Origin of the sequence: Streptosporangium sp. NPDC049644 (genome assembly GCF_040675205.1) — a bacterium.
GTDB classification, from domain to species: domain Bacteria; phylum Actinomycetota; class Actinomycetes; order Streptosporangiales; family Streptosporangiaceae; genus Streptosporangium; species Streptosporangium fukuiense.
Window position 1 is genome coordinate 39,387 of record NZ_JBFAOJ010000073.1, and the last position, 10,914, is coordinate 50,300.

Consider the following 10,914-nt stretch of genomic DNA (forward strand, 5'->3'; position numbering starts at 1 on the left):
AGCCGACCGCCCAGGCCCAGACGCCGCCGCGCGGCCATCCGGGCGCACACCTGCCGGGGCGTGGGCTGCTCCCACAGATGGTCACGACGGTGAGGCAGGCTGCGCGCCTCATGGGCATAGGGGGCATGCCCGCACCACCGGCAGCCCAGCGGCAGCGGCGGGGAATCCGCATTCCAGCGGATGCGAATGGCTCTAATCTTGCCCATGGATCAGGACTCACTTCCTGGTCGAGGGACCCGTACGGCGTGTCAGCGCCTACGGGTCCCGTTTCTTTTGCGTCTCCTCTCATCACAACGCTGCGTAATCCCTCCGGCACAGATGCGTTTGGAGGACACTGGGGGCGACAGAACCGCCCCCAACTGCGGCGAAGAGGTGTACGTGATGGCCGCTGATCTCCCCCTGTGGGCCGTACGACTTCGTGAGGAACGACGCAACCGGCTGTGGCCCCAGCGCGAGATGGCCCGCCGACTCGTCGAGGCGGCCGACGAGGAAACCCGCAACCACCTGCCCACCCGAGAGACCCTGATCCGCCGGATCAAGGCGTACGAGGCCGGGCACAACCGGCCCGGTGACCCGTACCGCGTGCTGTACGCACGAGCGTTCGGCATCCCCGAGGCTGACCTGTTCGACGATCCGCAGGATGTCTCTGCATCTGAGCATCCGACCCGGGGTAGCCTCGCGGGGAAGGCGCCAGATGGAGACGACATGGAACGCCGACGACTTCTACAGCTCGCCGCCACCGGGTTCGGAATACTCGGCCTGTCCGGCGAAGCAGTTCGCCAACTGCTCGACCTGTCTCTCGCACATGATTTCCGCAGCGCCGAGGAATGGGCGCTGACCTGTGACGATCACCTCTACGCGCTCCGGACCCGACCTCCCGCACAGGTGGCAGCCGATCTCATCATCGATCTGCTCCTGGTGCGACGGCAGTTGGAGACATCGGCTCCCGCCGAGGTAGCCGGACTGCAGAGGACCATGGCCACACTTTCCACCGTCCATGCCAACGCGCTGACCCGCCTGGGCGATCACGGGGCCGCCGTCCGCTGGTGGCACACGGCCCGCCACGCGGCTGATGCATCCGGGGATCGAGAACTCCGACTGCTGGTCCGTGCGGAAGAGGCGGGCCACGGACTCTACGGGCAGCGCGCCCCGGAGACGGTGCTCCACCTCGTTCACGACGCGAAACAGATCGCCGGTGGGCCTTCCGTCGACCTGATGACCACCCAGGCCAAGGCCCTCTCCCTGCTTGGCAGACACGATGAGGCGCTCGGAACGCTGAACGCTCTTCTCGACCTGGCGGCAAAGGGCGTCACCGGAGACTCCCTCGGCTTCTGGAAAGCGAATCAGATCCATTTCGCCGAGAGCTGGGTCTACGCCGGTGCGGGCGACGAGGCCAGGGCGGACACGGCCCGGACCAATGTGCTCAGGCTGACCCGCGACTACCAGTACCAGGCCAACGTCGCACTCCACGAGGCACTCTGCATGGTCGTCAGGGGGGACGTCGACGAGGGCATGCGACAGGCGGCGGCGGTGATAACCCCCCTTGCACCCGCCTACCGCAGCAACCACATCATCGAAACCGGGAAAATACTGCTACGCGCCATACCCCGCGATCAGCAAGACCGCCCCGCTGTCGGCGATTTTCACGAAGTGCTGACCAGCGAGGTCTCGAAGAGTGCGTGAACGAATAGATTTTCGAGCATCCTCGCGCGGGCCATCAATCTCGACCTGGACTCACTTGGGTGCATGAGTGGAAACCCCTAAGAGGCGTGAGATGACCGAGGCGCTGACGAATATCACCTAGCAGGAACCCTGCGGGATAGCGAGGTGGTGAACATGGGTCTTCGTGACCCCTTGCCCGCCGAAGAGGTTAAGTGGCGCCTGGCATCAAGCGGCTGGTCCGGCGACACCAACGAGATCAGCAAGAACTACTCGATCGACTACGACAGCGCGATGCGCGCCGTCACCGAAATCGCACAGGTTGCCATCGAGTTGGAACATCGGCCGGACATCGATATCCGATGGGACCATCTGCGGATCGCCATGACCACTCACACGGCAGGCGATGTCGTAACGGAGCTGGATTTTCTTCTTGCCGCCCGGATCAACGAAATCACCGAAAAGCACGGAGCCGTAACGACCTGACCCGAAGCGCTGTACCGGCGCGTCTGACCCACGAGCGGCCCCTGGTATCCGCGCCACCGCTCGCGGGAGTTCAGTGCGACGGCACGAAAGGGTCCGTGCTGTCACGGCTGTTCACGGGGCGGTGAAGGTGTACCGGGCCCGCGCGCTGTGCAGCCTTTCGACCTGGTCGGACAGTTCCGAGGCGAGTGTCTCGGTGGAAAAGCGCATGAACGTCTCGCGGACACAGGCTTGTCGCTGCCGCTGGGTGACGGCGGTGCGCAAGGTGACGTACCGGACAGGGACGGTGAGGTCGGTCGCGCAGATGATCTTCCAGCCGGGATGGGCCTGCCGGAGCGCGGCGAGCCGGCGTTCGGCTAGTTCCGCCGCCTCCTCGGAGAACTGCGGTCTTCGCAGGGCGGGCTCTTAGAGCTTGTCATCGCGAAGCCTCCATCCGGGTCCGGGTCCGCTGCTCGTGCTCGTCGAGCTGGCGACACAGGCAGCTCGGGGCGGGGGCGTGCAGGGTACGGGTGCAGACGCAGCTCGGCACCGGGGGCCGGTGGCGTACCAGATGCCGTTGGCCCGCCAGATCCTCCAGGGCGGGAACGCGTGGCCGATGCCCATGGCGAGCGCATCGGCCTGGTCCCCGGTCAGGAGTGGCGGACTCTCAACGTCCGGCGCGTGTGGTGACAACACCCCGCTGACCAGCTGATCAGCGTCAGCGTCGAAGGAAATCGATCATCTCGGTTCTGGTCTCCTCATGCGGTTCGACCGATGCCGCCTGCCGTATCCAGTGCCTTGCCTCGTCCGGTACGGCTGAGGCCGACCAGGTAGTCAACGCGGCCAGGGCGGCGCGCCGGATCCGAGTGACTCGGTTGCGCAGTGCCACGTCGATCAGCGCCAGCCCGATGCCGGGGAAGGCCTCCAGCCCGCCCACGATGGACTCCAGCGCTCGATCCGGCCCGTACTCCTCGCCGATGTCGTGGCTGTCCTCTGGCCCATTGGCCAGATCGGCCAGGGGAAGAAGTCGTTCGGCCAGGTGGCTGAGCTGCTCGGCTTCCTCGGCGGTGGCGAGCCGGATGGCGTGGTGCCAGGCGAACTCATCCAGCGGATCAATCTTCAGGCGGGCGATGATCTGCTCGACCACCTGCAGATGAAGTTCGTCGGCAGCCCACATCGCATGGCTGAAATCGACATGGTGTGGATCGGCCAGGCACCCCAGCACGAGGTCTTTCCACCGAGGTTGGGTGGTGAGTTCCTCGTAGCGGCGGCGGAGCTGCGCGATCATGTCGGGCGGCCAGGGCGAATCGTCGTCGGACTCGCGCAGGAAGGCCAGGATTCTCAGCACGGCGTGCAACCTGTCGAGCGTGGCCTGCCGGTCGGCAAGGAGGTCGGCGAAGCGATGCATGGCCGGTACGGCGTCGGCGTAGTCGCCCATGTCTTCGGCCGGACCACCCAACGCCAGGGCGGCCAGGATGTCCGCGGCGCCGTCGAGCAGGGTGTCGTCGATGTCCGGCTCCAGCAGGGCCGAGTACAGGTCGCCGGTCGTGGCCGCGAGGTGGGCCAGGTATTCATTCATGATCCCGTTGCGGAAACCATCCCTCAGCAACCAGGCCTTGATCTGTGGATCGTCGCATCCCTTGAGCCGTTCCACCGCGTGGATGCGGCCCCAGTCCCGCACTCGGCGGGCCAGTTCGTAGGCGGCACGTTGGCGGTCGGGCTGAGTGTGCTGCAGGGCCACCACCGCGTACAGGGTGAGCTCCTCCAGCGTGCCGAGCAGGAGCAGCAGCTCCCTGTCCCGCTCCTCTCCACAGACGCCGAGCAGCACAATGCCGATCTTGACAGCGCCGCGCCGGGTACCGTGCTCGGTCAGATGCCGCCCGACTTCGCCGATTCGATCACGGGGGAGCCGCCGTCGCCGGATCTGATCGACGAGGTCGTCAGCGATGCCGAGTGCCGATACGGTGCCGAGCCGATCATGTAGCCGCAGAAGATCTTCACGGGCGGGGTCGCCGGTGACGAGCCTGCTGATCAGGTCGGCGATTTCGATGACGACGTTGTTGTCGGGCTCGATACCAAAGTGGTGGCTCTGGATGCCGTCCATGACGACGCTGGTGATGAACGGCTCACAGTCACCGCGGGGCGGGTCATCTGGGAGCCGGTAGGCGTCCTCGGGCCACGGGCCGGGCCCGTAGCGCAGGGACATCGCGAGTGCGTGAGCGAGGAAGGTGGGGCGATCGTCGAGGGGATCGTCACCCAGCTTCCACGTGCCGGGGTTCACCGGCTGGGGCGGTGGCCGCCCTTCCCGTAGGTCATGCCCGCCATGATGGGCCATCGGGCGTCCGGATGGCAACCACGGGCCACTCACCTTGACTGCGCCACCTCGAGATTTTGATCAATTTACGCCGGTCTCGTATCGCGTGAAGCAAACGAGGTCAGGCGGGGGTGGCCTGGGCGGCGATGAGCTGTGCGTACTTGCCGTCGGTGGCCATCAGTTCGTCGTGGGTGCCGCGTTCCACGATGCGGCCGGAGTCGACCACCAGGATCAGGTCGGCGTCCCGGATGGTGCTCAGCCGGTGGGCGATGACGATCCGGGTCTGGGTGAGCCAGAACAGATTGGACTCGATGGTCGCCTCGGTGGTGCTGTCCAGGTTGCTGGTGGCCTCGTCGAGCAGCAGGATCTTCGGCCGGGGCAGGAGGGCGCGGGCCAGGGAGAGCCGCTGGAGCTGACCGCCGGAGAGACCGCCGCCGTCGGTCAGCACCGTCTCGTACCCCATCGGCATCGCCATGATCTCCTCGTGCAGCGCCGCCACCTCCGCCGCGGCGACCACCCGTTCCAGGGGCGCGTCGGGAAGGTTCAGCGCGATGTTCTCCCGGATCGAGCCGTTGAACAGGGAGGTGGCCTGGCCGACCACACCGAACTGGCGGCGCAGGGTGCGCAGGTTGAGCTCGGAGGCCGGGACGCCGTCGTAGAGGATCTCGCCCTCCACCGGGATGTGCAGCGTCAGCAGCAGCCTGGCCAGCGTGCTCTTGCCCGAGCCCGAGGCGCCCACCAGCGCCACCTTCTGCCCCGGCCGGATGGAGACCGAGACGTCCCGCACCACCCACGGGCTGTGGGGGTCGTGCCGGAAGCTCACGCCGCGCAGCTCCACCGCACCGCGCAGCCGCAGCACCTCGATGCCCTCGCTGGGCTCGGGCTCGGAGGCCAGGATGTCGGACAGGCGGTCGAAGTGCGCGCCCACCTGCTGCAGGCTCTGCAGGCCGGTCATCAGCGAGCCGAGCGGGGTCAGGGCGCCGAGCGCGATGGCGTTGAGCGCGATCAGCGCGCCCACGGTCAGCTGCCCGTCGAGGACCCGCCACGCGCCGAGCCAGAGCAGCCCGAGCGGGGCGATCACCCGGCTCGCGGACAGCGCGGCCTCCACCAGGCCCTGGGTGAGGCCGCTGCGCACGTCGGCGTTGAGCTGCCGGGCGAAGTGGGCCGACCACTGCTCCACCGCCCGCTTCTCGGCCCCGGACGCCTTCAGCGTCTCGATGCCGGTGATGGCCTGGATGAGGCTGCTCTGCGACGCGGAGAAGGCGGTCAGCTCCTGCTGGGTGAGCAGGTTGATCCGGCGGGTGGTGGCCAGCACCAGCAGCCCCTGGAAGGCGACCACGCCGGTCAGCGCCAGCCCGAAGACGGGATCCCACACGTACACGAGCACGAGGTAGCCGACGGCGAGCGGACCGTCCAGCAGCGCCGCCACGATCTGGCCGGTGAGGATGTCGCGCAGCGTGGAGACGCTGGCGGCCCGGGTCAGCAGGTCGCCCTTGCCGCGCTGCGCGAAGTAGCGGTACGGCAGCGTCACCAGGTGGCCGATCACCCCCTCGGTGAGCTCCTGGTCGGCGCGGGCCCGTACCGCCACCAGCAGCGCCGCCCGCAGGTAGCCGATCACGAACTGGGCCAGCCCGGCCAGCAGCACGGCCCCGCCCAGCAGGGGCAGCAGGTCCGCGGCCTGGGACGGGATGATCCTGTCGATCAGCAGCTGGGAGAAGAAGGGCAGGGCCAGCCCCAGCAACTGCAGCAGCAGCGAGGCCGCGACGACCTGCGCGAGCAGGCCGCGCCGACGCCGGAACAGGGTACGGACGAACTCGCGCCGCCAGGCGCTCGCCATCGAGGACGTGCCGCGGTGGAATCCCTCGCCGGGTTCGAAGACCAGCAGCACGCCGGTGAACCCGGCGCTGAACTCCTCCGCGGTCAGCCTGCGGCGGCCCCGCCCCGGGTCGACGAGGTCCACCCGGTCGGGCGACCAGCGCTCGACCACCACGAAGTGGTTGAACTCCCAGTGCGCGATCGCGGGGAGCGGCACGCGCGCCAGGTCCTCGGGCGCGAGCGAGAAGGCGCGCGCCTTCAGGCCGTGCTCGCGGGCGCCGTCCACGATGGCCTTGGCGCTCAGTCCGTCCCTGCCGACCTGGAGCCGTTCGGACACCTGGTGCAGGGTGGTGCGCTGGCCGTGGTGGCAGAGCACCATGGCCAGGCACGCGGCGCCGCACTCGGTGACGGTGTTCTGCAGCAGGACCGGTACGCGGCTCCTCATCCGCCGGCTCCCAGCGCGAGCGCGATCAGCGTGGCGCCGGCCGCCAGGACGGCGGCCACCAGGATCCACAGCAGCAGGAACGACGGGCCGCTGATCACCAGCGGCATCCGGGCGACGGAGCGGGCCTCGGCATGCCGGCGCAGCGCCTCCGCCCGGTAGACGAGACGTCCCGGCGGGCCGCCCCCGGGAGGGGACCCCGTCGGCTGCCCTTCCGGAGGCGCTGACGTGGAATGCGGCCGGTCGCCGGGCGGGGGCGTCGGCGGGGTCGCCCCGGGCGGGCGCTGCCGAGGAGGCGGAGGTGAGTACGGTGCCCGGGGGCGGTACCCCTCGGTGTCCTCCCAGTTGCGGGCCCTGTGCCGGCCGGGCGCGGGAACGGCCTGGGTGCGGTCCGGATCGATCACGACCAGTGCCATTCGACCGTGGCCGCGGCGCGGCGCTCCGCCAGCCAGCCCGCGATCGCGTCGCTGACGGGCAGCCCGGCCCACAGCTCGACGAACCCCCACGCGCCGTTGGAGTTCAGCTCCAGGAAGACGTACTCGCCGCCGGGGGTGACGATGAAGTCCAGCGCCGCGTAGGTCAGCCCGACGTCGGCGACCAGCCGGGCGCAGCGCAGCGACACCTCGGCGGGCAGTTCGTGCACGCCGTACCTGACCCGGTCGTTGTCGTAGTGCCGCCAGTCGTCCCTGGCCGCCCGGGAGCCCGACGCGTCGATCTCGGCCGCGAACACCCGCGCCCCCACGACGATCACCCGCAGCTCGACCGCCTTGGGGACGTAGGGCTGCAGGATGACCGGCTCGTGCCGGATCCGGTGCCGGGAGGCCAGGTGGCGGCGGGTGACCACGGTCGTGTACGCGCGGTGCTCGGCGCCGTCGACCTGGAACGGCTCGGCGGTGATCTGCTTGGCGACCAGCCGCCCCTCCGCCGACTCGTACGCGTCCGCCAGCTCCGCGGGGTCGTTGGTGTAGACCGTGTCGGGTACGGAGAAGCCCAGCTCGATCGCCCGTGCCATGTGGAAGATCTTGTTGTGCGCGCGGCGCTCGTCCGTCCGGCGGCCGGGCAGCCGGCGCGCGGTCAGCAGGCTCCACACCCCGTCCAGCATGAACTCCGCCTGCTCGTCGACGTGCGCTCGATGGCTCGGCTCGGTCACGGTGCCGGCGGCCGAGGGCCTGCCCGGCCGGCTGCGCCACACCGCGGTGACCCGGGACAGGTCGACCGTCTCGGTGCCGGTGTCCAGCATCAGCCGCCGCTCCCCTCGGCCGCGTCGGCGCGACCCCCGTTGGTCTTCCGCTCCCGGGATCGGGAGCCGGTCACCAGGTCCTTGTTCTCGGCCCCGGTCGTGTGGAGAACCCTAGAAACGGACACTTGCGGGCCACTTGTGCCCTGGTTGTGTCCGGGGCCGGAGGTTCTCGACCGTCCTGGCCGCCTCCGGGCGATCCGCGTGGCCCGGCCCGTCGAGGCGGTCTCCGCCCCCCTGAATCCGGGAAACGCGAAGAAAAGCGTCCGGCGATCGGCGGGATTGTTTCATGTGGTAATTCATATTTCTGAAATTCAACAGGTATTGACGAAATTCTTGATGGCTTGCAAAGTGATCACTGCAGTCCCACCGTTCACTCTGGTATGACCTGACCTCACATCGGAGAGCACGAAAAATGAGAAGGTTCCTGGCATTCGCCGCCGCGACGTTGACGGCCGCGGCGGGAATGGCCGTCGCGGCGGTTCCCGCCCAGGCAGCCCCGGTGAACAGGCTTTCCGTCCTGTCGGCGCTCCCCGCGGTGGACGCCGTGGTCATCGCGAACGGGGTGCGACTGCGGGCCAGCGCCGGAGGGTCGACGGTTATCGGCTATCTCTATTACGGCGATTACGGACAGGTGCTGAATCCGAACTCGACGAGCGGCTGGTGCAACTTCCGGCTGGGCGGCAGATCGGCCTCGGGACTGGCGGCGGGCACTACGGGATGGGTCTCGTGCAGCTACCTGGCCAGGGAGGACGGCCTGGGCGCCGACGGCTTGAACGTCGACACCCTGCGGGGATAGACCCGGCCGCCCGGCTCCCCACGGCCGGGCGGCCGTCATCCGGTCAGGCGCCGCGGCGGGTGGCCGCCTTCCTGAGAAGCGGGGCGAACAGCGCCAGTACCGCCACGACCAGCAGCGTCGCCGCGATCGGGCTTCTGACCAGGACCGTCACGTCGCCCGCGCCGATGGCCAGGGCCCGGCGGAGCTGGATCTCGGCCATCGGGCCCAGGATCAGGCCGATCACCGCCGGGGCGACCGGCAGGCCGAAGCGGCGCATCGCGAAACCGAGCAGGCCCAGGAGATAGAGGATGACCAGCTCCACCCAGGAGGAGTTCAGCGCGTAGACGCCGAGCGCCGCGAACAGCGCGATCCCCGAGTAGAGGTAGGGGCGGGGGATGTGCAGCACCCGGGCCCAGAGCGGGGCCAGCGGCAGGTTGAGCACCAGCAGCATGGTGTTGCCCACGAACAGTGAGGCGATCATGCCCCAGACCAGTGCCGGATTGTGGTCGAACAGCTGCGGCCCCGGCTGCAGCCCGTACTGCTGGAAGGCCGCCAGCAGGATCGCGGCCGTCGCGGAGGTGGGCAGGCCCAGGGTGAGCAGCGGGACCAGCGTGCCCGCCGCCGAGGCGTTGTTGGCGGCCTCGGGACCCGCGACGCCCTCGATGGCGCCCTTGCCGTACTCCTCGCGGGCGATCCCGCGCGCCAGACGTCTCTCGATCGAGTACGACAGGAACGTCGGGATCTCCGCTCCGCCGCCGGGCAGCGCGCCGAAGGGGAAGCCGAGTGCGGTGCCGCGCAGCCAGGGCCGCCAGGAACGCGACCAGTCGGAGCGGCCGAGGAACGCCCGGCCGACCGGGATCACCTCCGGCGGGCCGTGCCGCAGCCGGGAGGCGACGTAGAGCACCTCGCCCACGGCGAACAGGCCGACCGCGACGATCACCACGTCGATGCCGTCGAGTAGCTGCGGCACGCCCAGCGTCAGCCGGGCCTGGCCGGTCTGCTGGTCGATGCCGATGAGCCCGACGACCAGGCCGAGCCCCAGGGACGCCAGTCCCCGCACCACGGAGCGGGACAGCACGGACGAGACGGCCGTGAAGGCCAGCAGGGCCAGTGCGAAGTAGTCCTCGGGGCCGAAGGAGATGGCGAAGTCCACCACCAGGGGGGCCGCGACGACCAGTAGCGCGGTGGCGATGGTGCCCGCGGCGAACGAGCCGATGGCGGCGGTCGCCAGCGCCTGGGCGGCCCGGCCCCGCTTGGCCATCTTGTTGCCCTCCAGCGCGGTGATCATCGAGGAGCTCTCGCCGGGCGTGTTGAGCAGGATCGAGGTGGTCGACCCGCCGTACATGCCGCCGTAGTAGATGCCCGCGAACATGATGAACGCGCTGGCCGGAGGGACGGTGAAGGTGATCGGCAGCAGCAGCGCCACGGTCATGGCCGGGCCGATGCCGGGCAGCACGCCCACCAGCGTGCCCAGCGTGACGCCCACCAGCGCGTACAGCAGGTTGACCGGGGTGAGGGCGGTCGCGAAGCCATCCAGCAGCAACCGGAACGAGTCCACTCAGATCACCCCGGACAGCAGCCCGGCCGGCAGGGTCACACCGAGTCCTTTGACGAAGGCCAGGTAGGTGGCGGTGGACAGCAGGATCGCGATGACGCCCGCGCGCAGCCGGTGGGGGGCGCCGAGCGTCACGGACAGGCCGAAGAAGAGCAGCGCGCCCGCGACGATCCAGCCGAGCAGGTCGAGCAGCCCGGCGAAGGCCAGGAAGATCACGCTGACCAGCGCGACGGTGCGCCAGTCCGCCCGCGCGCCGGAGTCGGCGTCCTCGGCGTCCTCGGGATCGCCGTGGCCCCCGCTGAGCACGTCGATCACGTAGAACAGTCCGATCAGCAGCATCGCCGCCCCGACCAGGGCAGGGAAGAACCGGGGGCCGAGACCGAAGGAGGAGCCCGCGGCGGCCACGTCCGCGGTGCCGGCGATCACGAACGCCCCCAGCGCGAGGACCAGCACCGCCAGCCCCAGCTCGGGCCGCCGCCACGACCAGCCGGTCGCGGTCTCGGGCGCCGCCTCGTCTCCCGAACGCGGGACGGGCTCAGGACCGGAATCCGGGACGGGGCCGGGGGACGCGCCGCGCCCTGCGAGGAGCCGGGCTCCTCGTCGCCGACCGCGGCTGCCGGGCTGAGCGCGGCGGCCGGCGCGTTCTCTGCCG

General features: G+C 69.6%; 10 protein-coding genes. 3 read left to right on the forward strand and 7 right to left on the reverse strand.

Annotation, left to right across the window (positions count from 1 at the left end; translation table 11 throughout):
- Positions 1 to 456: 456 nt before the first annotated feature.
- Positions 457 to 1,683 (forward strand): hypothetical protein, encoded by a 1,227-nt coding sequence (locus AB0J58_RS31725; protein WP_364222703.1) that lies wholly within the window; start codon positions 457 to 459, stop codon positions 1,681 to 1,683.
- A gap of 153 nt (positions 1,684 to 1,836) precedes the next feature.
- Positions 1,837 to 2,145: a 4a-hydroxytetrahydrobiopterin dehydratase gene (locus AB0J58_RS31730; protein ID WP_364222706.1), complete on the forward strand. Its 309-nt coding sequence runs from the start codon at positions 1,837 to 1,839 to the stop codon at positions 2,143 to 2,145.
- A 111-nt stretch (positions 2,146 to 2,256) separates the two neighbouring features.
- Here the strand turns inward: AB0J58_RS31730 and AB0J58_RS31735 are convergent, their stop codons facing one another.
- The 5 genes from AB0J58_RS31735 to AB0J58_RS31755 form a co-directional block, all read right to left on the reverse strand.
- Positions 2,257 to 2,406, reverse strand: a complete 150-nt coding sequence (locus tag AB0J58_RS31735; protein WP_364222709.1) for a hypothetical protein — start codon at positions 2,404 to 2,406, stop codon at positions 2,257 to 2,259.
- A gap of 433 nt (positions 2,407 to 2,839) precedes the next feature.
- Positions 2,840 to 4,225 (reverse strand): hypothetical protein, encoded by a 1,386-nt coding sequence (locus tag AB0J58_RS31740; RefSeq protein ID WP_364222712.1) that lies wholly within the window; start codon positions 4,223 to 4,225, stop codon positions 2,840 to 2,842.
- Positions 4,226 to 4,556: 331 nt separating this feature from the next.
- Positions 4,557 to 6,695 (reverse strand): peptidase domain-containing ABC transporter, encoded by a 2,139-nt coding sequence (locus tag AB0J58_RS31745; RefSeq protein WP_364222715.1) that lies wholly within the window; start codon positions 6,693 to 6,695, stop codon positions 4,557 to 4,559.
- A complete protein-coding gene (locus AB0J58_RS31750) occupies positions 6,692 to 7,108 on the reverse strand; it encodes a hypothetical protein (RefSeq protein ID WP_364222718.1) in 417 nt (138 codons plus the stop codon). The genes AB0J58_RS31745 and AB0J58_RS31750 overlap by 4 nt, the downstream gene beginning before the upstream one ends.
- Positions 7,093 to 7,932 (reverse strand): ATP-dependent carboxylate-amine ligase, encoded by an 840-nt coding sequence (locus AB0J58_RS31755; protein ID WP_364222721.1) that lies wholly within the window; start codon positions 7,930 to 7,932, stop codon positions 7,093 to 7,095. The genes AB0J58_RS31750 and AB0J58_RS31755 overlap by 16 nt, the downstream gene beginning before the upstream one ends.
- A gap of 412 nt (positions 7,933 to 8,344) precedes the next feature.
- On the opposite strand from AB0J58_RS31755, the gene AB0J58_RS31760 reads away from it, so the two are divergent.
- Positions 8,345 to 8,728, forward strand: a complete 384-nt coding sequence (locus AB0J58_RS31760) for a hypothetical protein (RefSeq protein WP_343969989.1) — start codon at positions 8,345 to 8,347, stop codon at positions 8,726 to 8,728.
- A 43-nt stretch (positions 8,729 to 8,771) separates the two neighbouring features.
- On the opposite strand, the gene AB0J58_RS31765 is transcribed toward AB0J58_RS31760, so the two are convergent.
- Complete coding sequence (locus AB0J58_RS31765) at positions 8,772 to 10,265, reverse strand: tripartite tricarboxylate transporter permease (RefSeq protein ID WP_364222724.1); 1,494 nt, start codon at positions 10,263 to 10,265, stop codon at positions 8,772 to 8,774.
- The coding region (locus AB0J58_RS31770) for a tripartite tricarboxylate transporter TctB family protein (RefSeq protein WP_364222727.1) at positions 10,266 to 10,914 on the reverse strand (649 nt) is incomplete at its 5' end. It lies immediately after the preceding gene.

Excerpts from the sequence above, each read along its gene's own strand:
- AB0J58_RS31725 (WP_364222703.1), top strand. The coding sequence starts at position 457 with ATGGCCCGCCGACTCGTCGAGGCGGCCGACGAGGAAACCCGCAACCAC.
- AB0J58_RS31730 (WP_364222706.1), top strand. The coding sequence starts at position 1,837 with ATGGGTCTTCGTGACCCCTTGCCCGCCGAAGAGGTTAAGTGGCGCCTG.
- AB0J58_RS31740 (WP_364222712.1), bottom strand. The coding sequence starts at position 4,225 with ATGGACGGCATCCAGAGCCACCACTTTGGTATCGAGCCCGACAACAAC.
- AB0J58_RS31745 (WP_364222715.1), bottom strand. The coding sequence starts at position 6,695 with ATGAGGAGCCGCGTACCGGTCCTGCTGCAGAACACCGTCACCGAGTGC.
- AB0J58_RS31750 (WP_364222718.1), bottom strand. The coding sequence starts at position 7,108 with ATGGCACTGGTCGTGATCGATCCGGACCGCACCCAGGCCGTTCCCGCG.
- AB0J58_RS31755 (WP_364222721.1), bottom strand. The coding sequence starts at position 7,932 with ATGCTGGACACCGGCACCGAGACGGTCGACCTGTCCCGGGTCACCGCG.
- AB0J58_RS31760 (WP_343969989.1), top strand. The coding sequence starts at position 8,345 with ATGAGAAGGTTCCTGGCATTCGCCGCCGCGACGTTGACGGCCGCGGCG.